At 46.3% G+C, this 25995-nt stretch carries 17 protein-coding genes and 2 pseudogenes; 9 read left to right on the top strand and 10 right to left on the bottom strand.

Going from position 1 to position 25995, the window contains the following annotated elements:
• Positions 1–16: 16 nt before the first annotated feature.
• Together CCC32_RS06600 and CCC32_RS06595 are read right to left on the bottom strand one after the other, a co-directional pair.
• Entirely contained in the window at positions 17–2290 is a 2274-nt protein-coding gene (locus CCC32_RS06600; protein WP_197067617.1) for a phosphoadenosine phosphosulfate reductase domain-containing protein, read from the bottom strand.
• A 67-nt stretch (positions 2291–2357) separates the two neighbouring features.
• Positions 2358–4061, bottom strand: coding sequence for a hypothetical protein (locus CCC32_RS06595; RefSeq protein ID WP_156136965.1), 1704 nt, complete (start codon positions 4059–4061; stop codon positions 2358–2360).
• Between the two features lie 702 nt (positions 4062–4763).
• Between CCC32_RS06595 and CCC32_RS06590 the strand changes: the two genes are divergently transcribed.
• From CCC32_RS06590 to CCC32_RS06580, 3 genes are all read left to right on the top strand, one after another.
• Positions 4764–5300 carry a hypothetical protein gene (locus tag CCC32_RS06590; protein WP_287073187.1) on the top strand — a complete coding sequence of 179 codons (537 nt, stop codon included), beginning with the start codon at positions 4764–4766 and terminating at the stop codon, positions 5298–5300.
• Between the two features lie 254 nt (positions 5301–5554).
• Positions 5555–6490 carry an Rpn family recombination-promoting nuclease/putative transposase gene (locus CCC32_RS06585; RefSeq protein WP_287073185.1) on the top strand — a complete coding sequence of 312 codons (936 nt, stop codon included), beginning with the start codon at positions 5555–5557 and terminating at the stop codon, positions 6488–6490.
• 887 nt (positions 6491–7377) lie between these two features.
• Positions 7378–8070: a porin family protein gene (locus CCC32_RS06580; RefSeq protein WP_022315649.1), complete on the top strand. Its 693-nt coding sequence runs from the start codon at positions 7378–7380 to the stop codon at positions 8068–8070.
• Positions 8071–8154: 84 nt separating this feature from the next.
• Here CCC32_RS06580 and CCC32_RS06575 read toward each other — a convergent pair.
• Together CCC32_RS06575 and CCC32_RS06570 are read right to left on the bottom strand one after the other, a co-directional pair.
• Positions 8155–8301 (bottom strand): annotated as a pseudogene (locus tag CCC32_RS06575) (LysO family transporter); the annotation flags it as partial.
• Positions 8302–8421: 120 nt separating this feature from the next.
• Entirely contained in the window at positions 8422–9459 is a 1038-nt protein-coding gene (locus tag CCC32_RS06570; protein WP_042518699.1) for a TerC/Alx family metal homeostasis membrane protein, read from the bottom strand.
• Positions 9460–9712: 253 nt separating this feature from the next.
• Here CCC32_RS06570 and CCC32_RS06565 point away from each other — a divergent pair, with 253 nt between their 5' ends.
• From CCC32_RS06565 to CCC32_RS06550, 4 genes are all read left to right on the top strand, one after another.
• Entirely contained in the window at positions 9713–10054 is a 342-nt protein-coding gene (locus CCC32_RS06565) for a 6-pyruvoyl trahydropterin synthase family protein (protein WP_042518701.1), read from the top strand.
• Positions 10051–10626, top strand: a complete 576-nt coding sequence (locus tag CCC32_RS06560; RefSeq protein WP_287073183.1) for a 7-carboxy-7-deazaguanine synthase QueE — start codon at positions 10051–10053, stop codon at positions 10624–10626. The genes CCC32_RS06565 and CCC32_RS06560 overlap by 4 nt, the downstream gene beginning before the upstream one ends.
• A 124-nt stretch (positions 10627–10750) precedes the next feature.
• Positions 10751–11791: a type I phosphomannose isomerase catalytic subunit gene (locus tag CCC32_RS06555; RefSeq protein WP_278841570.1), complete on the top strand. Its 1041-nt coding sequence runs from the start codon at positions 10751–10753 to the stop codon at positions 11789–11791.
• Between the two features lie 266 nt (positions 11792–12057).
• The gene (locus tag CCC32_RS06550; RefSeq protein ID WP_044080193.1) at positions 12058–13536 is read left to right on the top strand and encodes an L-fucose/L-arabinose isomerase family protein; all 1479 of its coding nucleotides are present in this window, start codon (positions 12058–12060) and stop codon (positions 13534–13536) included.
• A 594-nt stretch (positions 13537–14130) separates the two neighbouring features.
• Here the strand turns inward: CCC32_RS06550 and CCC32_RS06545 are convergent.
• The 6 genes and pseudogenes from CCC32_RS06545 to CCC32_RS06520 all read right to left on the bottom strand — a co-directional run bounded on the left by CCC32_RS06545 (position 14131) and on the right by CCC32_RS06520 (position 23163).
• The gene (locus CCC32_RS06545) at positions 14131–15588 is read right to left on the bottom strand and encodes an Outer membrane protein SusF domain-containing protein (protein WP_044074705.1); all 1458 of its coding nucleotides are present in this window, start codon (positions 15586–15588) and stop codon (positions 14131–14133) included.
• A 142-nt stretch (positions 15589–15730) separates the two neighbouring features.
• Entirely contained in the window at positions 15731–16918 is a 1188-nt protein-coding gene (locus CCC32_RS06540; RefSeq protein ID WP_287073178.1) for a SusF/SusE family carbohydrate-binding protein, read from the bottom strand.
• A 54-nt stretch (positions 16919–16972) separates the two neighbouring features.
• On the bottom strand, positions 16973–18682 hold the full coding sequence (gene susD / locus CCC32_RS06535; protein ID WP_287073176.1) for a starch-binding outer membrane lipoprotein SusD: 1710 nt from the start codon (positions 18680–18682) through the stop codon (positions 16973–16975).
• A 184-nt stretch (positions 18683–18866) separates the two neighbouring features.
• A complete protein-coding gene (locus tag CCC32_RS06530) occupies positions 18867–21884 on the bottom strand; it encodes a SusC/RagA family TonB-linked outer membrane protein (RefSeq protein ID WP_287073175.1) in 3018 nt (1005 codons plus the stop codon).
• 350 nt (positions 21885–22234) lie between these two features.
• Positions 22235–22999, bottom strand: a pseudogene (locus CCC32_RS06525) (DNA-methyltransferase); the annotation flags it as partial.
• Positions 22933–23163, bottom strand: a complete 231-nt coding sequence (locus CCC32_RS06520) for a hypothetical protein (RefSeq protein ID WP_156136966.1) — start codon at positions 23161–23163, stop codon at positions 22933–22935. The gene CCC32_RS06520 and the pseudogene CCC32_RS06525, both read right to left, overlap by 67 nt.
• A 419-nt stretch (positions 23164–23582) precedes the next feature.
• On the opposite strand from CCC32_RS06520, the gene CCC32_RS06515 reads away from it, so the two are divergent.
• The gene (locus CCC32_RS06515) at positions 23583–24608 is read left to right on the top strand and encodes a LacI family DNA-binding transcriptional regulator (RefSeq protein WP_287073172.1); all 1026 of its coding nucleotides are present in this window, start codon (positions 23583–23585) and stop codon (positions 24606–24608) included.
• Positions 24609–24650: 42 nt separating this feature from the next.
• Positions 24651–25967: an MFS transporter gene (locus CCC32_RS06510; RefSeq protein WP_287073169.1), complete on the top strand. Its 1317-nt coding sequence runs from the start codon at positions 24651–24653 to the stop codon at positions 25965–25967.
• Positions 25968–25995 lie beyond the last annotated feature (28 nt).

Below are 25995 nucleotides of genomic sequence, written 5' to 3'. Positions count from 1 at the left end.
TGTTTTTTATAATTTACTAAAACAGGTCGAGCACATCCTGTGCCGTCTTGTCTTCCTTCAGATTAATGTTGTCAAGGTCGAGGGTGAAGGTGACGCTAATAAAATCAGGATGATTGATAGCCAACCCTTTGAGTATCTTCTTCATTTCCTCTTCCTCTATGCCAAAAATTCTAACAGGACTTACACCATCGCTGTTTACATTGTTGTCGTAAAGACGCGACATTGTAAACTGGTAATAGCCGTCACACGCCTCGGCAAACTTGTAAAGACTGTAGAGAATTACTTCAGAGGAAGGGGTGAGCCAAGGTGTACGTGTTATGGAAACAGCTTTTCTACCTTCTTTGAACATTTTACCAAAACCAATTTGAGAGAAAGGCAATTCTGATATTCTAGAGAAAGAACTCCAAATATCAGAAACCCAAGATTCCTTTGCCCCATCTTCAACAAGTTTTGCAAGCACGTATTCTTTAGATGTAATCTCATTGAACTCAATACGATTTACATACCAATTCAACTGCGGCGCATATACAAGATTAGACATCATCAAAGCCCAACTACGTTCATCTTCTAAGCCTATGCGATCAATGACAACTGCTGCTTTACCAATAACGTTATTGTTCATTAGTTCAGAGTCCTTTAAAAATCGCTTAAAGAAATCAAACATATTCGAGCCTAACGAATGATTCTCTGCAAATGTTTCTTTATACTTAAAGAACTGATTGAACCATTCCATTTTTGGAGCATGGTGTGAATAGCAGTTTAAACTTTTATTTTTCTTATTCATATTTGATATTCCTTTTGGTCTTTCTATTGATTTATATACGAGACAACCACGTTCAACCTTATGGCACATCGAGCAATGTTTACATGTGTCATCTATAAACAAGGATCCTTTATCCATATGTATAACACCATTGTGACAATCAGCCTCACAAACTCCACATTGTATACATAATGCCGTTTTGTGGAAAACATTTTTAAAAAGCTTGATGAAATTTGGTGCCACCTTAGCTATTGACGAATCAATAGATACTTTTAGTACATTCCCATTCTCTTCCACTTCAAATTCATAGATTCCATCATGTGTTTCTATGCAATAAGGAGATGTGCCATTTTGTAAGACCCCTATTGTCTTTATCCACTGTTTCCAATCCGTTCGTGGCTTGTTTATAGTTATTTTCAGTCTATTTGTTGTTTCATTCTCCACATAATTTGACAGTATATTCAAATCACGTCCGTTCTTACGAGCTTTCCATCCTCCATTAATAACAAACTGATTCAATGCTTGCTCTGAAGAGAAACGACCTTCATAACCACCTCGAATAGCATCTACGAGTTGTTCAAACTGCTTTGGATAACATTTGTGAGCAAAAAAATCACTTCTCTCTGCGGCTCTCGGACAAACTAGACACCCTGCACGTCTATTGCCTTTCGTATAAGCTTTGTTAAGGAATAAGCCTTCAGAATAGATATAAGCATATAATTCTGCTGAATTCCATTCCAATATTGGATTGCAACTCCACTGACCTTTATGTTTCTCTCCTAAACTTATATAATCATATCCACTACGCGCTACACTTTCACTCGCTCTAACACCAATGAAAGCCATACCTGTAAAATTATGCTTACCCGTAATTTTTCTTAAAGCAAGTATCTGAGGGGCAGTTTTATGTACACTACAACACCACCTGTTTACAGTTGCTGGTGGTCCAAACTTTCCCCAAGTCTCACAAGGCTGATATTTTGACTTAGCGCGAACAAACATGATGTTCTCTTTCTTGCACCATTTTTCTACAAAATCCACAGTATCGTAAGTATCAGGAAATTCCATTCCTGTATCACCGAACAATACTTTGAATTCATTATGCGGCAATGTTTTCTGCACAAGGTCAAGAGTCACAATACTATCCTTACCTCCACTAAAAGCCACATAAAAGACATCAACACCCTTTTTCTTATATTTTATGAAAGAGTTGTATACTCGTTTTACCGTTTGTTGAACCAATGTTTCAAGAATCTTATGGTTCTTTTCTACCATTAGTTTTATGTTTACCTTCTGCAACTTTCCTTCACTTGGCTCTGGGATTTCGATAATACTTATTATTTCCGGTTTTCTTTCCAAAGACCCACCTTTTACAGTTGCTACAACTCTACCCTTATAAATATAGTTGTTTGCTTCTGCCCACATCAGCGGAGCAGAATCATCTTTATCATATTTCCAGTATTTGTCGAACCCCAGTATGTCAAGTTCCTTACTATATACAGGACGCGGTTCCTTGCTGAATTGCATTGGTGTGCTGTTCAGCAAGAATCCTCCGGTCTCTATATCCCAAGAATATGAATACATGGTTCTTATTTTAATTGTTTTTTAATATCTTAGCAGCCTTAATCACACTGTCTATTTCTGAATATCTGCGCTGTACGATATATCCCTCTGAAGCCATAAAGTCAAGAATTTCTGCCTTATCAAGTTTTACACGGCTTTTTGAGAGTATCCTAACCATCAACGACTTAAAGTCTGTACTATTATCTCTTAATGAAACAACACCGCAAATATTATTTTTGTTAAGATAGTCGCTTTTGTAAAGCTGATACTTGTGGCTTGTTGTAAGCAGATAGCTTTCAAGCAATCGTTGAGTCCAAGGATATTCACAAACGGGGAAAGCCACCATATTAGCTACTCCTCTAAGTGGACAACACAATGTTGTATTGTCAAGCAGACTCCCGACCGCCTTATCGGCAGCATCCACATCAATATGTACCAAATCTTTAGCAACAAAGTTGTTGTCATCAACACGCCAACTATACTCAAGCAATGCTTCAAGATGATAGTTAAGCACCGTACCCAATGACTGTGCCAAGCCGTCGACTTCTGCCAATGTATAATTTCTATGACTTTTTGCAAAAGCCAACAAAGCCTCGCGTGCAGACAACTTCATTCCCTTATGGCTTATTACTGCATTATTAAATGCGAATTTATCATCGAGTTTTATGGCCAAAGCCTTTCTAATTCCAAGTTCTGATATTTCTGAATTATCGGAAATTACAGAAGGAAGACTTTGATGGATATAATCCAACAACTCGTCAGCACCCATAAATTGGCTTTTTTGAATTACAGTTTCTATAGTGTGTGACAAGTTATCCAAATTGCCCTGTGAGATTTCAAACTTGTCTATATGGAATCTTCTGCCGCCACCCGCTCCCACCAAAACACTTTGATTGCGGTTGAAGGCATTGCGCACTGCGCTTTCCGGCAGATAAGGCAACGCCTCTACGACCTCGTCTTCCGTCATCAGCTGCCATTGTTCGTGCACATAGTCGATAACGATTTTGTCAACGTCCACCTTGACACTGCTATCCGAAGCCAAATAATCAGAACCGAAGAACAGTCTGTCTTCATAGCAGCACTTCAAATAAGTGCATAGTAACTTGCTATTGGCTACGAGAGTGTCAAGTAACTGCTCCTTGAAATGCTGGAATATACATTCATAAAATATATAATTTCTACCAGAAGCAAAATTACTGTCAACATATTCACTCACAGCATCTCTTAACTCTGTTGGCAACATTTGTTCCGCCACATACACCTTGCCGCCAGACTCTATACCACAACGTTTAAGCGCGGAAATCAACTCATCTTCGCTCAAATCGCATGACATACCTGTCATATCAGAATAGTAGTTTCTAAACCTACGGTTGTCTATTGCAGAGTTCAGGCGCATACCTTTCGGAAACTTTGCAGAAAGAACGCTTTTTATACGGCTTAGGAGTATTGTATTTGCCACGTCATTCTCCATTACAGAATCGACTTCTACCGAGTTCACGACATTATAAGATATTTTTTTCACTGGCTCAGGATATAACTTCAAGGCCTCGTCAAGCAGTCGTAAATATTCCTCATGCTGCCCGAAATACAGGTTCACAATATCATCAAACAGTTTGTTCGGAGTTGAAATTCCCCTTTCGCCATTTGTCATTATATACTCCACAGTAGCCATTTGCAGATTTATCCCATTTTCATTGCGATACCTGTCGTTTATATCTATGCCGTTTATTATCATACGGTTCCGAAGACGTTTCGACAGTTGCGACACGGCTTCATTACGCACAATCTCATCCCTGGAAACTCTCATATAAGCATCCACAAGCAAGACGGCCTCGAATTTGTTCCATACGACTCGTGTAAATGGCGACGGCATACATTCTATCCTTTCATGCTCCGATAGAATCTCCCAAATCTCGGAACGAAAAAAATCAGATATACCTATAAAAAAAGAAAAACGTGGGGATTCAGTCCTTGCCCATCCCACGTGTCCAGGCCTTCGCATTGCCCTATTCGCAGAGAAGGACAATGCAGAAAGCCCACGTATGGATATATTATTCCCATACGCGACCAATCGTATACATACAATGACAGTATATATACAACAAATCACGATAGGATACAATACACCTACCGTGAACATCTATCATTGTCTCATCCTTTTGCGAATAAGTCTTAAGTTGCGAAGTTAGGACACGCAAAGAATAAGCGTCAGATAAACGCTCTTTTCAATAAGTAGCACCCGCCCGCTTCTCCCCTTTCGGGCTTTCTGCGGATGTAATGCTTTGCAAAAGTAATAATAAATTCTTCAATCTGTTAATTTATCTACGTTTTTTTTATTGCTGTATATAAAATAAGGTATGACGGAAGGAATTGATTAATGATAATTGTGTAAATTTGCGGTTGAATTATATAAAATCTGCACTAAATACGACGACCTATGAATAATAAAATCATTCGTTTTTTCAATTATGAATCTGCTTTTGACTTCTATACAAATAAAATTAAAAGCATGAAGCAAGGCAGTATCAAACGAAGCGGTATAAAGAAAATCGCTAAGCCTGTCCTCATTCTTTCAATAATAAGAGGAATTGAAAACGGGACTTTCCGATATAACAGATTTATTTTCGAAGACTTGGAAAGAATTTACAACGACATATTCGAGCAATATACGATAATTGCCCAACAAAGTGAGAAAACAAATCTCACTTATCCATTATATTATTTGCAAACAGATGAGTTTTGGCATCTCAATTTTTACAACGACTCCGAAACACGAACTGCCTCTCCATCTACCGCTTGGGTAAGAAAGAATGTAGAATATGCATACATCGATGAAGAGTTATGGCTTCTGCTACACAATTCCGATTACAGGCTCCGCATAAAGAACTTCATAATTGAAACAAAAATCAGGAGCATAAAAGAGAATCACTCGCCGCTCATCAAACATTTTATCGGATGGCTATTAGCAATATAATATCTACGACCATACATCATAAATAAATTTCTGGCAAATCAAAACTCAGCAGCGTCTTTCGGAAACTCTCGGTAGGTTGTTGATTCCACCACAAAGTTGAAGATTTTACAGGGAGTCTGCTTAATAGACCGCACACTTGGTATGTCAGGAATTGCAGGAAGTAAAACATTTCAAAAAGCAAAAATACAGGCATGACCGTTGGATAATTATCAAAAATACCGTAAATTTGCTGATTGAATAATAAATGCAGCATTATGGCAGAGAAATACATCAATCCACATACTGATTTCGGCTTTAAGCGCCTGTTCGGTTCTGAGTTCAACAAGGAGTTGCTTATCAGCTTTCTGAACGCCATGTTCCATGGCGAACAGAACGTGCAGGACGTAACTTATCTCAACTCCGAACAACTTGGTGACCGCGTGGATGCCCGCCGAGCCATCTTCGACGTTTATTGCGAGAATGACAAGGGAGAGAAATTCATCGTGGAGATGCAGAACGTATACCAGGAGTTCTTCAAAGACCGCACCATCTATTATTCTACGTTCCCCATCAGAGAACAGGCACAGCGTGGAGGAGACTGGGACTTCCATCTCAATCCTGTCTACACGATTGGCTTGCTGAACTTCAACTTTGCCGACGGTCTTGAGAACGCAAAGCGCTGGCACCATGAGGTGAAGCTGATGGAGGTGGACACACACGAGGTGTTCTACGACAAGCTCACATATATATATGTTGAGATACCTAAGTTTGACAAGAAAGAGAGTGAACTCGAAAGTATGTACGACAAGTGGATGTATGTGTTGAAGAATCTCTCCAACCTGATGCAACGCCCCGCAGCCCTGCAGGAGCGTGTTTTCACACGTCTGTTCGAACAGGCAGAGATATCAAAGTTCGACAAACAGGAGCTGAAACTATATGAAGACAGCGTCAATGCATACCGCGACATCGTGAATGCCATACGGACTGCGGAAAAGAAGAAATATGCAGAAGGACGTGCAGAAGGACGTGCAGAAGGACGTGCGGAAGGACGTGCAGAAGGGCGTGCAGAAGGACGTGCAGAAGGACGTGCAGAAGGTGAGAAAAAGGCAAAAGAAAGAATTGCCTCCAATCTTCTTGCTCTTGGAGTGCCTATAGAAACTATCATGCAGGCATCGGGTTTGTCTGAAGAAGAAATAAAGAATATCCAATAAGACATCTTTTGCCTGTCTATAATGAACAATAGCCCGTTATGGCGAATTAAAAAGCAAAATCCACTCTTCCAAAAAACGAAATCCAAGCAAGCACTTATGACCGATTTGGGGGCAGAATTGGGCACGCTGCTTGCCCAACTGGGGCAACGTGCTTGCCCATCATGGGCAACGTGCTTGCCCCAGTTGGGCAGATTTGCTGTCAGACGTCTGCCCAATAAGTTAATGTTGCAACACCCATATTCCTGTTTTCAGGATTCAGCCAACACATACAATTCCTGTCGTCTGTATTCCTTTCATCTGATAATTCTTTTTATCTGACAATTCTCTTTTCTTCAGCAAACCATCCAGACAATAGGCTGACAATTGCCTGACAGCCAACTATCTGTTTGTCAGAACATTACGGCAAAAAACCAGATGGTCTGACAGTTTTTAAGCAATTCTTGGTTTTTACTGAGAATCAGCGATATGGGCAACTTTTGCTCATGTCGACCAACTTTAATTAATTCCGCCAACGGGTTATTACTATATTTTTTGAGACTTCCATGATACTTCTGTGACACTTCTGTGACACTTTTCTGTAAAGAAGAAAGAAAAGTATCATTGAAGTATTATTCTGGCTTTCAAGAGATTAGGTATGGAAAAAGTCTCGAAAATGATACTATGACACTTTCCTCCGGAAAAAAGTATACGTGTTACGTATTACAAGATGTAATGACCGATTTGAGATTATTGGAAAACAATAATGCAAGGAACCATCCTTCGGCTGCAATATGGTTTTCCCCATTCTATTTTAGGGATATCCCCTCAGTGGAGTTGGAGGGAAAACTATACTTTTGCCAGCGGAAAGAAAAAATTATTGTAGAACGAATTAAGAAAGGACAACTATTATGAAGAAGTTTATATTGGCAGCTCTGGCGATAATGACTATTGGCTGCACGGCTCAGGCTCAGGCTTATAAGAACAGCAGATATTACAACCAGCGAACTGGACATCTGGACTACTCCCGCCGACCGGGCACGGGACTATATCAGAGCGGCGAGAACTACTACGGACTGCGCATCGGACCGTCGTTTTCTACCGTGAGCTCCGACGACAAGACTCTTGATGGCGGCAACGCACAGACGGGCCTCAACGTGGGTGCCGTGGTGGGCATAGCGTTGTCTGACCGTGCTCCGGTGTTTTTCGAGACGGGACTATACTATACCGAGAAGGGCGGCAAGAAGAAGCTCGACGACGGCAAGAAGATGACCTACGACCTGAACTATCTGGAGGTGCCGCTGACTGTGAAATATGCCTACCCTATCGACGACCACTTCTCCATTCAGCCTTTTGCCGGCGGATACCTGGCATGTGGTGTGGGCGGAAAGATAAAGAACTATCGCGAGAGAGAAGCAGACCCGTCGTTCTCGAGCGACCGCTTCAAGCGATTCGACGGTGGACTGCGTTTGGGCTGCGGCGTTGCCTACGACATGTTTTATGCCGACCTGACCTATGACGTGGGTTTGGCGAATATCTGTCACGATGAGTTCGACACGTCGCACAACGGATGTCTGACACTGAACTTCGGAGTGAACTTCTGAGTTCCAAAATCTCAATATATATTTCCGGGCATGGCTTCTCGAAAGCGAGGGGTCGTGCCTTTTTCGTTTGCCTTTGCCAACGCCTAATAGAGTGATCATCTCTCTAATGATATTGACAAGCAGGGCTATAGTGCCGAGTTCAGCTCCGCGATATTCTGTGATTAAGATGCTCGACAGGGAATAATAGGCGAAGCCGCTGTTGATGGCCATGCAGTCGGCAATGCCACGATGCAGATTATCCAAGAATCCGATTAAGCGAGGGAAATGGGAATGAAAAGCCCCCAAAGGCTACATTCCTGATACGGAACAGCACTTTGGGGGCATGCCTATAGTCTATGGATTGCAAATACGCTACACGGTCTGCCTCTTCACCACCAGCGAGGCTCCGATGCTCACCACCAGCACGCTGACAATGAACACGAGCGACGATATGGCATCAATCTCAAAAAACTCATGGATGAGCATCTTCACACCGATGAACACCAGGAGAACGCAGACACCGAGCTTAAGATAGCGGAACCTGTCGGCTATCGCTGCCAGGAGGAAGAACATGGCTCTCAGACCCAATATGGCAAAAATGTTGGAAAAGAACACCACATAGGGGTCGAGCGACACGGAGAATACCGCCGGTATGCTATCGAAGGCAAAGATAAGGTCGCTGAACTCTATCACGAGCACCGTGACAAAGAGCGGAGTGAACAGCAGGCGTCCGGCACGGCGGATGAAGAACTTATCGCCCTCGAACTGAGGGTGAATACGTCCCGTCTTGGACAGCAGTCTGACGAGCGGATGCTTCTCCACATCCATCTCCTCTTTCTTGTTGCGGTTGAGATACATCTTCACGCCGCTATATACAAGCACCGCACCGAAGACGAGCAATACCCAGTCGAAACGGCTTATTATGGCAGCGCCAAGGAATATGAACACGAAACGCAAGACGATGGCACCGAGTATTCCCCAGTTCAACACATGCTGATATTCATTCTTCCCCACTCCGAAGGATGTGAAAATCATCATCATCACGAAGAGGTTGTCTACAGAGAGCGTCTTCTCTATCAGATAACCTGAGATGTATGACACCGTCATGTAATGGCGGTATTGCTGCAGACTCGACTCGAAATCGTCGGGATTGAGTTTCAGATGCGAGGCATAGCGCGAAGCCACTGCCTGGAGATCGCTGAAATTCTCTATTCCATGTACCATATCACCATGAAACCACAAGAAGACGGAAAACAGGAGCGCCAAGGCTATCCATACGGCAGTCCAGGTGCCAGCCTCACGGATGGACACCTCGTGAGCCTTCTTGTCGATTACAAACATGTCAAGCAAAAGGATTGCGGCGATGAAAACCACAAAACCTCCTAAAAACAGCATTTCTGATAATTCCATATTTAAATATTTATAGTTGACGGGTAACGAGTAACAAGTTGACGAGTTGACAAAGGCGGGAGGAATATCCTCAAGCCTGTCTTCTCAAGCGGATGCAAAAGTAATTATCATTTATTACAAAATTGTTACAAAAACACTGATATTTAGACTTTTTAAGCTTGTCTGAAGAGTTTTAAGCCCTGAACAACCTATTGGAGATGCCGGAATTAGGATTTTTACACTAACTTTGCAGTCAGAATTAGCTTCACAATAAATGTATTACGTAAAAAAGAAGATGGAAATAGCAGGCTGCCACAAACTCAGTCTGCCCTACGAGAGCAAATGCACCAACCTGCATGGTCACAACTGGATCGTTACCGTATACTGCAAGGCCAGAGAACTGAACGAGGTGGGGATGGTGATTGATTTCAAGCATATCAAGAACAAGATACACGACTATCTTGACCACGGCAACTTCAACGAGCTGCTGCCTTTCAACCCTACGGCGGAGAACATAGCCAAATGGGTGTGCGACCAGATTCCGGAATGCTACAAGGTGGACGTGGAGGAGAGTTCCAACAATATGGTGACATACGTTAAGGACGAGGAGGAATGATGCGGATAAACGAGATATTCTACAGTCTGCAGGGAGAAGGACGCCACACGGGAACGCCAGCCGTTTTCGTGCGCTTTGCCGGCTGCAACCTCAAGTGTTCGTTCTGCGACACCGACCACTCCAGATCCTTGGAGATGACAGAGGAGGAGATTGTTGAAGAAGTGAGGCAATTTCCGGCACGCTTCGTTGTCATCACCGGCGGAGAGCCTTCGATGCAGGTCACGGCATCGCTGATAGAGAAGCTACATGCGGAGGGATTCTATGTGGCAATGGAGACCAACGGCACATACGAACTGCCAGAAGACTGCCAGATAGACTGGATAACATGTTCGCCGAAAGGGAAACCGCTGAAGCTGCACAGGATAGACGAGCTGAAGGTGGTGTATGAGGGCAACGACGAAGGAGTGGACAGATATGCCAATGTAGAAGCAAAGGAATACCGCCTGCAACCATGCGACGTGAAAGACGAGACGCAGAACAAGGCAAACCTGCAGGGAGCGATAGGATATTGTCTGAAGCACCCCAAGTGGAAACTGTCGTTGCAGACACACAAGATAATCAACGTGAGATAAGTTTCAATACGCATCAACAAATATATTTCTGTTTGTTTTTTGGAGTAAATAAAAAAAATGTATCTTTGCATTATCTTATAGACAAGATTGTAATTAACTTATTTTGAACAACTGACAGAAGAACATGACACTATATCCGCTATTATTCGAACCCAACCTGCACACCGTGGTATGGGGAGGCGACAGGCTCTGCCCCTATAAGGGACTCAAGCCACAAGATACCCCCATCGGTGAAAGCTGGGAGGTGAGCGCCGTACCGTCGAGCACAAGCATCGTGAGCAACGGCGAATGGGCAGGCAAAGAACTGACAACCGTTATCGACGCACATCCGAAGGAAATCCTGGGCGAATCGGTGAACAAGCTGTATGATGGCAAGATGCCACTGCTCGTGAAACTCATCGATGCCAAAGGAGACCTCAGCATTCAGGTGCATCCCAACGACGAGATGGCAAAGAGAGTACACGGCAAATCGGGAAAGACAGAGATGTGGTATGTCATCGACGCCAATCCCGGCAGTTATCTGTATGCCGGCTTCAAATCGAAAATCTCTGAATACGAATACAAGAAGCGTATCGCCGACGGCACTATAACCGACGTGCTTGCCCGCCATGAGGTGAAGGCCGGCGACGTGTTCTATCTGCCGGCAGGCAGAGTACACGCCATCTGTAGTGGCATCCTGCTTGCCGAAGTGCAGCAGTCGTCAGACATCACCTACCGCATCTTCGACTACAACAGACCGGGACTGGACGGAAAACCGCGTGAGCTGCACACCGAACTGGCTGCCGAAGCTCTCGACTTCAATGTGGAGGACGAATATCGCACTATATATAAAGAGGATGACAACCGTGCCAACCTCATCATGGATTCACAGTTCTTCAGCGTAAGAGTGGCTGAACTGACGGAGCCGTTCCACCGCAACCTGCTGAAATACGACAGTTTCATCATAACGATGTGTATCAAGGGCGACTTCAAGATAAGGATAAGAGAGACAGGCGAAGAGACGACGGTGAGAGAGGGATACAGCTGTCTTATCCCTGCCGCCATCGCTGACTACGACGTGGTGCCGCTGAACGGGACCACAAGGATTCTCGACGCATTCATCGACAACAAGAAACGCGATTTGGGACACCGCATAACGCGTTTTCTCCACCTGTCGAGCAAATAAACCGACCACAACAAACCCTAATGACAGATTGGGCTTGAAACAATATCTTATGGTCATGATGACCGTTTGACCAAAACCGGTCATTAGGGCATGAAGGAGCCGGCATACCGCTTGCGACATGCCGCAAGTGCAGTTCATGGAGTGAATTAATGCTAATTGTTATTAATACACTTCATTAATTCTTTTTTATATATAATATAAAATGTATCTTTGCATACATCTTTACCAAAGAAACAGACATACAAAAACATTTCAAAAATACAATTATGGTTAGCAACAACATTCCACAGGTCAAGCTGGGCATCATCGCCGTCAGCCGTGACTGTTTCCCAATCGCGCTGTCAACACAGCGTCGCGAGAACATTGTAAAAGAATACACAGGTGAGATTTTCAACTGCAAGACCACCGTAGAGAATGAGCAGGACATGCTCAAGGCCGTTGCCGAAGTGAAGGCAGAAGGCTGCAACGCCCTCGTGGTGTTCCTCGGCAACTTCGGTCCGGAAACACCGGAGACACTTATTGCAAAGGAGTTTGACGGTCCGGTGATGTTTGTGGCAGCTGCCGAAGGCGACGGCGACATGATAAACGGCCGTGGAGACGCATACTGCGGTATGCTCAACTGCTCATACAATCTGGGCATGCGCCATCTGAAGGGATATATCCCTGAGTATCCGGTTGGAACGGCAGAAGAAGTGGCAAAGATGATCAAAGACTTCGTGCCGGTGGCACGCACCATCATAGGTCTGAAGGGTCTGAAAATCATCACCTTCGGTCCTCGTCCACAGGATTTCTTCGCTTGCAACGCTCCTATCAAGGGACTCTATGAACTGGGCGTGGAGATAGAAGAGAATTCAGAGCTCGACCTGCTCGTGGCTTACAAGGAGCACGAGAACGACCCTCGCATCGACGCCGTATGCAAGGAAATGGCAGAAGAGATGGGCGAAGGCAAATATTACCCGGACCTGAGCCGCCGCATGGCACAGTTTGAGCTTACTCTCCTTGACTGGGCAGAGCAGCACAAGGGTTCCCGCCAGTATGTGGCATTCGCCGACAAATGCTGGCCTGCATTCCCAAGCCAGTTCGGATTTGAGCCATGCTACGTGAACAGCCGTCTGGCAAGCCGTGGCATCCCTGTGGCCTGCGAGGTGGACATCTACGGTGCTCTCTCAGAGTTCATCGGCATCTGTGCTTCTGACGACACGGTGACTCTGCTCGACATCAACAACTCCGTGCCTAAATATATCTACGACGAGGACATCACCGGCAAATACGACTACCAGCTCACAGACACCTTCATGGGCTTCCACTGCGGCAACACTCCTCAGTGCAAGATGTGTTCTGCCCGTGCCATCAAATATCAGCTCATCCAGAACCGTCTGCTCGAGAACGGCGGCACTCCCGACTTCACCCGTGGCACTCTGGAGGGCGACATCGCTGCCAGCCCAATCACTTTCTATCGTCTGCAGTGTGACTCTGAGGGCAATCTGCGCTCTTATATCGCTGAGGGCGAGGTGCTCGACGTGCCTACACGCTCGTTCGGCGGCATAGGAATCTTTGCCATCCGCGAGATGGGTCGTTTCTATCGCCACGTGCTCATCCAGAAAGGATATCCTCATCATGGTGCCGTTGCCTTCTCACATGTCGGCAAAACGCTCTTCGAGGTATTCAAATATCTCGGCATCAAGGATATCGCTTACAACCAGCCTAAGTCTCTCCCCTACCCAACGGAGAATCCATGGGCATAAGCCCAAACGGCCATCAGGGCTTAAGAACAAGGCCCTGACTGCAAGACTACGTTATCCAGACTGCAAGACTACGTTATCGTGACTTGCAGTAAAACTGATACAGACTGCCTGTTATAACATTCTGATTTGCGAGATGACAGTTCATACTGCAAGTCAGCTGAAAGACACAGACAGAAAAGATAAACCCAAGATACGGAAAATCCCGTTTTCTGCAAAACTCAAGCTTAGCTTCGTTTGCCGGAAACGGGATTTTTAGTTTATCCCCATCGGTCATTAGGGATTGCCGGGATATTAAACCCAAATCGGTCATTAGGCCGTTTAATGTATAATTTTAATAACTGCTTGCAGTCTTTTGCTTTTTATAAGGCGTCTTTTGCTCGTTTTTAATTCGCAATAGCCCGCTATTACTCATTAAAAGCCAAACAAAATCCACTCTTCTAAAAAACAAAATCCATGCAAGCCCTAATGACCGATTTGGGTTAAAAAGCGGACAATGGAATCCGCTGAAACCATTGTCCGCCCTGACGATAACTAAATAAACATTTATTGATTTTTACAAATCAGAACATGAGAATTTTCATTTGATACATCATGTCAGTTCGCTTTCACGAACATGAACTGGTGTGTGATGTCGTTGAAGTAGATGTCGTATGTTCCGGCAGGAATAACGATATTGTCACCATTGGCCTCTGCTGTATATATCATACCGGCGAGAGAAGTAGTCTTTCCACCCCAGCTGATAGTCCATTCGTGGTTAGAACGGAACTTCAATTCTGTCTCTGAAGAGAAGGTGTGGTTGATATACCAGTTGTGTGGTGCAGTCTGCTCCATGTCTACATCACCCTTCCATTCGTTGAAGCCTCCGATAAGGCTGACGGTATTGAATGCTTCAGGTGACTGGTTGTCGAGCTTTGTCCATGAATAGGTCTTTGCCGCCATATCGATTGTCAGCGTGTAGTAAGCACCCTTTTCAGGACAAACGAAAGCATTGGCGCCACTGTTAATGAGAGCACCCTCCATGCTTTTATCTCCGTCGGAAACGCTACCCCATGCAACATCCCAGTTGCCGATGCCGGCACGGTTCCATATCTTCAGGTTGGCGTCGCCTGTCCACTGCGTTGTGATAGAAGCCTTAGAACCGCTCTCGTTGTAGAAAGCAACCTTAGAAGCAGACTCTGCGTTCCATCCATACACACCGCCTACCATATAATAAGAGTCTGCTCTTACCACACTGTAGCTGTAGTCAATCATGTTCAGTGTAATGACGTATGTACCAGCCTCGGCAATCTTGCCGGCCTGTGGGTTATCAGTAACGAGAGTACCCTCGGCATCGGTAGAACCGTCCTTGACTGTACCGACCACACCCTGCTGCCAGATGTTGTTGGCATCAAGATTCTCCTGTGGGATAATCTTCCAGTACGTGTCGTTCTTTGTCGTTGTCACGGTGAATGTGAAGAAAGGATCCTCATAAACGTCCTTGTCAGAACGAGAGAACTTATACCCGGCAAGTTTGTTCACATCCGTAGTCCAGTCGTTGAAGTCGCCGATAAGATAATAAGCCTTAGAGATGAACGGAGCCTTTGGAGCCACGTTGATATTGATTTCTCCTGCATCCACGAGCAGAGCCTGTCCGTTTGCCATCACGTCAGAATATACGTGAACCTTGAAAGGACGAGCTGCCGGACGCTTTCCGTAAGCCTTCACCACAGCGGTCTGCAATGCCGTGCTGTCCACTGTACCATCGTTGTTTGCCTCCAGAATCTGTGGCAGGTCGTATGTTGCAGCCTCATCAGTAGGAGTGATTATCATGCGGGTCTTGTTGAGCTCTGTTCCCTCTGGCAGAGCAGCCTCAGAGAGGTTGAAAACCTTCACGTTCTCACCAGGGTTGGCAAGGTTGACGTCGCCGGCAGCTGTCGCTGTGAAACCAGGAATGGTGATGGCGTTCTCCTGTCCAAATCCCTGAGGATTGGTCCAGTCGTCATAGTCGCCGTTGCAGCTTGCGAAGGAGAGTCCCACCAAAGCTGCCAAGCTATATAATAATGTCTTTTTCATTGTTGTTTGTTTTTTGTCGTTTGAAGGAGAGAGACAGGACTCAAGCGAAAGAGTCCCATCCACTCTCTTTCTGATTATAAGTTTATCAAACATGTCGGATATATAAGATTTTCAAGTCTTATAAAGATCCGGCAATTCCACCTTATTTCATCTCACCGGTGTTCTTGTCGAAGTTGACATAAAGTTTCTGACCAGCAGAGCATTTCACTGAATAATCATCGCCTACGTTTGTAGCCCAGTTGTCAACGATGTTGTCCTTGCGGAAGAACAGGCTGCCGTTGTAGAGAGTGAACTCTGTGCGCCACCACTCCAGTCCAGGGATGCGGATGTAAGCACGAAGCTCTCCGCTGGCTGTACAAGCAGGAGATACCCATTCGCCTGAATTGTCGGCAGGAGCCTGCATAGCGAGAGCATCGTTTGCCTCGTCCCAATTTCCAAAGGCTGCACCTATTACGTAAGCCTTGCCAGGATAGATGTGCAGAGTGTAGTTGATGCTCTTCTTGTCAGAAGACATAACACCATCGAAGTGCAGAACATACCATCCGCCCTTTGCAAGCACGATATTGTCGTCGTCGTTGCCTGAAACGCCTGCTTCAGCCTGGTCGTCGATGGTGATCTTTCCGAATCCGCGCCAGTCTTCCACGAAAGTGCCCCACTTGAATGAACCACCATCCGGTACGTAGACCATAGTGTAATACTGTCCTTCCATACCATATACCGGAGCCACCTGTTTCCAGCTTTTCCAAGCGTCCTGGATAGAAGAGCCAACGACATAGAGACAAGCAGGATATTCAACGTCAGGTGCCTGATATTCGGCACGTACAGAAGAGAGAGTGATGACATTAGAATATGTCTCACCGAGATTCTCTATCATCGATCCGTCGATGATGGCACGCAGTCTGATATAAACAGGCATTGAAGAAGGAACGTCGGCATCAGGGTTAGCCTCCTGATAGAGGTCTACCAATGCGTTGTTCATCTCCACGGCGTTGGCTGCCATCTTTGCAGTTGTGAAAGAAGTGGACAGTTCCTTGAACTTGGCATCCTTGTTTCCTTCAGCGAATGTAGGGTCGATGGATACCTGTACGAAATAGCGCACTACGTATGGCACTCCGTCGCCATAGTTAGGCTGGGTGCATGTCAGCTCCACTCCGTCAGAATTGGCGAGGTCGTATGTGTTGCCAGCGTAAGCCGGTGTGTTGAGAACGAAGCCCTCTGCCACATGGCTCAAATCGAGCGTAGGGTTGCAGTCGTCGTCTTTGTCGCAGGATGCGAACAAGAACGGCAGGACGAGCAACGGAAGCATCATTATTTTATTTATATATTTCATGATACGTTTTCTTTTATGATTATAAAACATGTTTTCTATTCTCTCTCCCCCTGATTAATAACCAGGGTTCTGATGCAAGTTGGCGTTACCGGCTATCTCGTTGGCTGGTACTGGATAAACGTTGTAATGTGAATCAACACCTACTCCATTTTCCTGACCGCCCTTGAAGCTCCATACATACTGGCTGCTGGTGAAGAGGCCGAAACGAACGAGGTCGCTGCGGCGGCGTCCTTCGAGATAGAACTCACGACACCACTCGTCGAGGATGTAGTTGAGGTCGACAGACTGTGCGATGTTTATTCTGTGGGCACGATCCTGCAGCTTCTGGATATCCTTCAGCGCACCTTGCTTGTCGCCGAGACGATAGAGAGCCTCAGCACGTGTGAGGTAGATTTCGCCAAGACGGAAGAGAGGAATGTCTGTATCACAGAAGTTCTCTCCATGAGCGGCAGCACCGTCGGTACGCACGTTAGACCATTTCACGATAGAGAGTCCGTCGAAGAAGTTCTTGATTGTCTTGTCTGGCGACAGGCGGCGCACACCACCTGCGAATCCTCCGTAGAGAAGTGCACGGTCGTCACCAGCCTTGCGGACCATCTCCTTAGTGCTTGCACCGAGTGCCTCGTCCATCTGCAGGATGTCTGCCTCTGTGAGTTTGGATGCGTCGAGGCCGTTGTCCTTCAGATATTTGTCGTATGACTTACTGCAGGCGTCGTTGTCGGCATTCACCACGTCGAGGCTTGGAATGAACTTGCCAACCATGTCTTTGCGTGCAAAGATACACTGCCATGGGTTTGACTGATAGTAGTAAGGCATTCCGCTGCAGCGTGTTCCGTTGATAAGCATTGTGGAACCACCATGACTACGTGCCTTTGCTCCATCCTGGCGGATAGGGAGGATAATCTCCTTCATAGCCTCCGGATTCTCGTCGTTGTCAGCCATGAAGAGCTGCTGATAACCGGTGTATCCGTTCTTTGGCTCCTTGGCGAGTTCGTAGACGTTTGCCGAGATGATCTTGTCGCAATAGTCCTTTGCCTTCTGGTAGTCGTTCACCTGTCCGTCGGTGTATACCATGGCGTTGAGTGCGAGACGGGCATGCAGAGCGTAGGCTGCACCGCGGTCGGCACGGCCGAAGTCTTTGCTGTTGCAGTATGCTCCCACCTCTTTCATCATTGGCTCTATGGCTGTCAGCTCCTGGTCAATCCAGTTGTAGAGGTCGATGCCTACCTTCTCGTCAGGCAGTTCTCCGTTGAACTCGAGTTTGAACGGTGCTCTACGGAAGAGGTCGAGGAACTCGAAGTAGTTGAGAGCACGCAGGAAACGAATCTCTGCAATCTCGTCGTCAGGAAGTTTGCCTGTCTGCTCAGAGATAAACTGGTTGTGAAGCGTGACATCATAGGCAAGGCGCTGGTAGCACCAGTTCACACGTGGAGAAGCTGATGTCCATGCCATGTTTGTAATCGGTGCCATGTCTTCATTGTCCTGCCATGCCCATAGGATCTCGTCGGTGTTGAGTTCGTTGAGGTTGAACACCGTGCGGTAGAAACCGCTCTCACCCTCATCACCACTCATGTCACCGTTACCGTCAGGACCCTTCTGACCGGTGAGTCCCAATGAGGCATATTGCTTGGCAAGGAGCTGCTTCACATCATACGATGATGAAGTCTGTGGGTCTATTGGTGATATATTCAAGTCGTCGGCACATGACATTGTCCCTAATGTCAGGAAAGCCAAAGCCGCACTCTTTAAAATTATATGTTTCATAATTGTAGTTGTTTATTTTGTTAGTTGACGAGTTGACAAGGAGACGAGTTGACAAGGAGATTTACCCTCCTCTGCCATATGATGCTTAGTAATTTCCAGTCCTTCCCTTTTGAAGGAGAATGTTGGTTTTCCAGCATCTTGTCTACTTGTATCTTGTCTACTTGTATCTTGTCTACTTGTCTACTTAAAAATTAAAGTTAACACCGAGCTGGAAGCTGATTGGACGTGGATACGGATCGGTATCTACACCATTTGCAACCTCAGGATCGAGTCCCTTATAATTGGTGATGATAAATGGATTCTGCACAGTGAAGTATACACGGCCAGAGAAATAATCCTCTCCCGCATACTTGAGGAGTGCAGGGAATGAGTATCCAAGTGTGATGTTAGAACACTTCAGGAAGGAAGCATTGCGGATGAAGTAGTCGCTGATGCTGTTCATGGCAACTGTCTGTCCTGTGAATCCGAGTGATACGGCATCGCTGAGCACATTCTGGAAGGCTCCAGCCTGCTTCTTCAGACCCTGTTCACAAACTATAGCACAGTTAGCAAGATTGTGATAATATACATAGTTGCCGAGAGATGCTCTGAGCGAGAAGCTGAGGTCCCATCTCTTGTAAAGGAACTTGGATGTGAGACCCATTATCACGTCAGCTGCCGGACTCTTATAGTAGTAGCGGTCGCCATCGTCGATAGAACCGTTACCGTCGCGGTCTACGTAAACGCCCTCGATAGGTTTGCCGTTCTCGTCGTAAACCTGCTGATAAACGAAGAATGAGTTGATAGGATAACCCACCTTGTTGCGCTGCAACCTGTTGTTGTTACCACGGGCAGCCTTTGTGCTGTTGACCCAAACCCAGTCACTGTCTCCTGCTCTGAGGGATGTTATCTTGTTCTTGTTCCAACCCACATTGTAGGTAAGATCCCATGTGAAGTCTTTTGTTACCACTGGTTTCACATCGAATGAGAGTTCAAGTCCGTAGTTGCGCAGCGAACCTACATTCTGCAAAAGTTCGTCACCGAGTGTCACTCCGGCATTTGTTGAAACATTAGCCAGAAGGTCTTTGGTGTTACGGATATATCCGTCGAGAGTGAATGTGAATCGGTTGTTGAGAGCCGCGAAGTCCAAACCTACGTTCCATGTCTCTGTCTTCTCCCAAGTAAGGTCTGAGTTATACTTGTTAGGACGCATGGTGTAATAGTAGTCGTTTCCGAAAGGATACTGTGCGAACTGGTCGCTCGTCACGTATACAGGAGCGTATACGAAGTCGTCGATACCGTTCTGCTGACCAGTCTTACCCCAGTCGAAACGTAGCTTCAAGTCGTTGAGCCATGTGGCATTCTTCATGAACGGCTCACTGCTGATCTTCCATGCTACGGCAGCTGATGGGAAGTATCCCCATTTCTTGCCCTTTGCGAAGCGTGAAGAACCATCGGCACGGAACGTTGCGGTAATGAGGTAGCGGTCGAGGAAGTTGTAGTTCAGACGTCCGAAGTAAGACACGAGCGAGTTGTGTGTTGCCCACTCCTTTTCACTTCTGAATGACTCGTCGAAAGCCTCACCTGTCAATGGGTTGGTTCCCTTACCGTATTCGTTGAATCCTGAACGATGGTAGTGTGCCTGCTCTGCACCAGCCATGATGTCAACTCCATGGTTTCCGAATTCATGCATATACTGTGCGTATGCACTGCCTACTACATTATATTTATAGTATGCCATAAGGCCCTTGTAGCCATAGTAGTTGTTGCTGTATGAAGTGCGGCGTATGTCATTGGTCTGTTCTGTCTCTGTATACTGTGCACCGATACTTGCATGCAGACGGAGGTCTTCGAATCCGTGAATCTTGTAGTCCACCTCTGCATTGCCGCTGAAGTCGTTGGCATTTGCCAGACAATACTTGTTGTTAAGCATAGCCAATGGGTTCTGCGGAGTCTGAGAGTATGATGTCTTTGTCCAGTTAGGGTCGTTATACGAAGCGTTTACCAAAGTCTGGTAGTATCCTCCCACAACGCTGTATTCTGGGTCTGACATGCGCACCGGACGTGTCGGGTCCATAGCGATGGCTGCTCCTACGGCACCGGTGTCGGCATAGCGGTCTTTCTCATACATATACTTGGCTGTGATGTTGAAGTTCAAGTGGTTGTTGAGGAAGGTAGGTGCGATGTTAACGCTTGAATTGAAACGGCGCATCCAGCTTGTCTTCAGGATACCGTTGCCGATGTTGTATCCGGCGCTCACACGATATGGCATGTTCTTCAGACCGCCCTGCATGCTGATGCTGTGGTTTGTAGAAAGCGTGGTGCGCAGTATCTCGTCCTGCCAGTCGGTGTTGGCGGTGCCGAGGAGGTCACGGCTCATACCCAATGATTCGATGAGGTTTCTATACTCGTCTCCGCTGAGCACATCATATTTCTTTAGAGCCGTCGAAATGGTGAAGTCACCGTTGTAAGTGAATGTCGGCTTCTGTCCGCTGCGGCCCTTCTTTGTGGTGATGATTACGACACCGTTGCTGGCGCGCGAACCGTAGATTGCCGTTGCCGAAGCACTCTTGAGCACCGTGAAGTTCTCGATATCGTTAGGGTTGATATTGGCAAGGATGTTACTCATACCAGTCGCCGTGTTGTTGTCGATAACGAGTCCGTCGATAACATACAGAGGATCGTTGCTGGCTGAGAGAGAGGCACCACCACGGATACGGATCTGTGCTCCTGCACCTGGCATACCGCCTGTGGTCTGCACATCAACACCGGCCACCTTACCTACGAGCATGTCCGAGGCGTTGTTTGTGATACCCTTCGACAGCTCGTCTGGCTTCAAGGCTGAGATAGAACCGGTGAGGTCGGTCTTCTTCGCACGACCGTAACCGATCACCACCACGTCGTCGAGCTTCGTGGCGGCATCTTCCTTCAGGATGACGTTGATGTTCTGTCCTGCTGCCACGGATACCGTCTCGTATCCGATGTAGGAGATTTTCAATGTAGACTTGGCGTCTGCGTTGATAGAGAAATTACCGTCAATGTCGGTAATGGTACCGCCATCGGTACCGTCAACTCGGATCGTCGCTCCGATGATTGGCTCGCCGGTGGCATCCTTCACATGTCCCTTCACGACAACCTGTTGTCCGAAGGCACTTGCCGTCAAGAACAAGCCTCCCGTCAGGGCTGCAGCTCTCATGGCATTACTGAATCTTACCTGCTTCATTGTTAATAGTTTTTTTTATGTTACTAATTATATATCCAATATCCATAAAGCCCTAACGTTCTATCGGGCTTTGATGTTCATTTGTAGATTGCTTTAAGGCATAATTTTCTCTCATGTTTGATAGTTGCTTGCAAATATAAGAGGTATTACAATACGTTAAAACTATTTTAACAAGGAAAAGGCATTTTTGTTAGTGCAAACGTTTGCATAATAGTATTGCATACAATTATTAAAACAGGCATCTGTAATGCTGCAAACAACTCTATCTAATTTATAAATATAAGAAGAAAATAATATAAGCCTATAAAAATGAGGATAACTTATATTGTCATATAAATTAAAACGATTATTTAAAATGGTATTTGTGCGTAAACATTTGCATCTTCCTTCACCATAAAATTTTTACGAAATATATGCAAATCTTCAATATGGTTTATCAGATTATCATAATCTTCAAGATTCTCAATTTCCTCGCGTCTTGCCTTACTCAACTTGCAAAATTCTTCCTCTTGTTCAAGTCCAGCAAATCGTCGCCCACATAGGTTAGCAGCTATACCTGTCGTGGAACTGCCACTGAATGGGTCAAGAATCCAATCGCCCTGATTGGTTGAGGCAAGAATCATACGTACGAGAAGACGCAATGGCTTTTGGGTCGGATGCTTGCCACAAGTTTTTTCACATCTACCGATTGCCGGCATTCGCCACACGTCTGTCATCTGCTTACCATCATTCAGTTCTTTCATCAAGTCATAATTGAACTTATGCGGAACTTTCTGCATTTTTCTTGCCCATATAACAAACTCTGTAGAATAGGTGAAGAAACGGCAAGAGATATTAGCAGGAGGATTTGTCTTCTGCCAAGTGATTACATTCAGAATCTTGTAGCCAAGTTCAGTCAGGCAATTAGCCACAGAAAAGATGTTGTGGTAAGTGCCACTAATCCATATAGTACCATTATCCTTCAGCTTGTCACGGCATAGACGCAGCCATTCCATATTGAACGCCATCATGTCTTCTTGTGACTTACCCTTATCCCATTCACCTTTATCTACACACACGACCTTGCCGCTCTGCAACGATATGCCACCGTTGGAGAGGAAATATGGTGGGTCGGCAAGTCAGACGTATGCCCAATAAGTTCAAAGACCTCTTGCCATCTCAATCCGTCGATGGCGATGACTACAACGCGAGATTGCTCCTTCTGACTATCCCTGCCATATACGGCAAGCAGGAAATGCGAAGAAAGAAGCAGCAACAAAGGAATCATTCTCTTCTTCATAAGCTCTGTTCTCTTTATATATAATGTTCATCTTATATATTAAAATATTCATCTTAATATAATGTTCATCTCAAGCTCCTCTGTCTTTTCGATGGCAAAAGCAGCCTCTGCATCTTGCAATGATGTAAGAGAAGTTTCAAGATAAGATTAAGCCCGCAACGGGTAACGGAATTGTAAAATACGGATGGCTGCTTTTGCCTGTCAGGAACCGATGTTTTTCTCATCGGGACAAGACAAAAGCAGCCATCTTTCCATTTCTTTTGAAAGTATGGCAAACTTGCACTATATCACCATTTTCCTACACACAATCCACTTTTTGCAATCGTTTGCAAAAATGCATGGAAGAAAGAGTGCCGAGTGAGATGCGACATTGGAAAGTTTGACGTATATTTGCAGCAAAGATTATCTTTACAATATCTATGAACGACTGTCAAGCTACAACAATGAAAGATATCGCCGAGAAATTCGGCGTGTCGGTGTCTACCGTTTCCCGCGCCCTCAACGGAAGTACGAGGGTGAGGAAGGATAAGCGTGACGCCATCTGTGAATATGCCAAGCAGCACGACTTCTATCCAAACAACATCGCGAAATCACTGAGGAACTCAAAGCGCGAACCAATAAAGCTGATTGGCGTCATAGTGCCGGAATTCACCCACTATTATTTCTCGTCCGTGCTCACTGGTATAGAGGAGGCTGCGGCAGCACGCGGCTACCGGATAATAATAACGATGAGCAAAGAGAGCTACGAACGGGAAGTGCAGATATGCCAGATGTTCGAAGCTCATCAGGTGTGTGGCGTCATAGTGTCGCAGGCAAAGGAAACGATGCAGTACGACCACTTCAAGTCGCTTCAGAACAAGGGGATAACGCTCGTTTTCTTCGACCGCATCTGCACGGGTATCAATGCGAGCCTCGTTGTGGTGGACGACTACATGGGGGCTTTCAAGGCCGTGACGCATCTCATTGAGACTGGATGCAAGCGTATAGCCTTCTACGGTATGAAGGGCCGGGCAGAGATAGGCAAGAACAGATACAACGGATACCGTGACGCCCTGCTGAAAGCCGGTATCACACCAGACGACAATCTCATCATTGCCTGCGACAACAGGGAGGACGCCGAGAAGCTGACACCGGAGATGCTGGAGCGCAATGACAGGCCCGACGGATTTTTCTGCGTGAACGACGACACGGCAATCGGAGTGATGTATACGGCGAAGAGGATGGGATTCAATATTCCCGACGACATATCGGTGTGCGGATTCACCAACGGCAACCGTGCCGTGGCGTGCGACCCGATGCTCACCACCGTGGAACAGCGCGGAGCGGAGGTGGGAAAAGAGGCTGCCACGATTCTCATGGACCAAGTGGAGCGGCTGACAGACCCTGACAAGATAGAGAAGCGGGTGGTGAGGACACGACTCGTGGTGAGGGGAAGCAGCAGATAAAAGAAACAGGAAACTGATAAGGAAACAAATAACATAATCATAATGAAACAGAAACAGGATTTAAGTTTTTGGAAGCTATGGAACTTAAGCTTCGGATTTTTCGGCGTGCAGATAGCCTACGCCCTGCAAAGTGCCAACATATCAAGAATTTTCGCCACACTCGGCGCTGATCCACACTCTCTGAGCTATTTCTGGATTCTACCGCCTCTGATGGGTATATTGGTGCAGCCGATAGTGGGAACGCTGAGCGACCGCACATGGTGCAGGTTCGGCAGACGAATTCCTTATCTCTTCATCGGATCGGCAGTTGCCGTTGCCGTGATGTGTCTGCTGCCAAACGCCGGTTCTTTCGGTATGGCGGTGAGCACGGCGATGGTGTTCGGACTGATATCGCTGATGTTCCTCGACACGAGCATCAACATGGCGATGCAACCGTTCAAGATGCTCGTGGGCGACATGGTGAACGAGAAGCAGAAGTCGCTCGCCTACTCTATCCAGAGCTTTCTCTGCAACAGCGGTTCACTGATCGGCTACGTGTTCCCGTTCTTCTTCACCGCAATCGGTATTGCCAACGAGGCACCGAAGGGCGTAGTACCCGACTCCGTGATTTATTCTTTCTATATCGGTGCGGCTATCCTCATACTCTGCGTGCTCTACACCACACTAACCGTGAAGGAGTGGAACCCGAAGGAATATGCTGAATACAACGAGCGCAAGCCTGAGGCGGTGGAGCAGAAAGCCGGTTGGCTGACACTGCTGAAGAACGCTCCGTCGATGTTCTGGAAGGTAGGACTGGTACAGTTCTTCTGCTGGGCGGCATTCATGTATATGTGGACATATACCAACGGCACCATCGCCGACACCGTATGGCACACCACCGACGTTTCGTCGAAGGCTTATCAGGAGGCCGGCAACTGGGTTGGAGTGCTCTTCTTCTGGCAGGCGCTGGGCAGCGTGGCATGGGCTATGGTATTGCCAAGGATAAAGAACGATAAATTCGCCTATGCCGTGAGTCTGCTCATCGGTGCAGCCGGATTTGCCATGCTGCCGTTCATCGACGACCAGAATATCCTCGTTATCCCATTCCTGCTCATCGGATGTGCATGGGCTGCAATGCTCGCCATGCCGTTTGCCTTCGTGACAAACGCCTTGGAGGGATATGGCCACAAGGGAGCTTACCTCGGACTGTTCAACGGCACCATCTGTCTGCCACAGATAGTAGCGGCTGCCGTGGGCGGAACGCTGCTGTCGCTCGTTGGCTCGCATCAATACAACATGATGATCGTGGCTGCCGTACTGCTGGCGCTCGGAGCATTGAGCGTGGGCATCATCAACAAGAAAGAACAGCCTATACAATAAAAAAGAACAACCTATACAATAAAAACAT

The sequence above is a fragment of the Prevotella sp. LMAG:51 genome (genome assembly GCF_008680225.1).
GTDB lineage: Bacteria > Bacteroidota > Bacteroidia > Bacteroidales > Bacteroidaceae > Prevotella > Prevotella pectinovora.
This window is presented reverse-complemented; position numbering and strand designations above follow the sequence as displayed.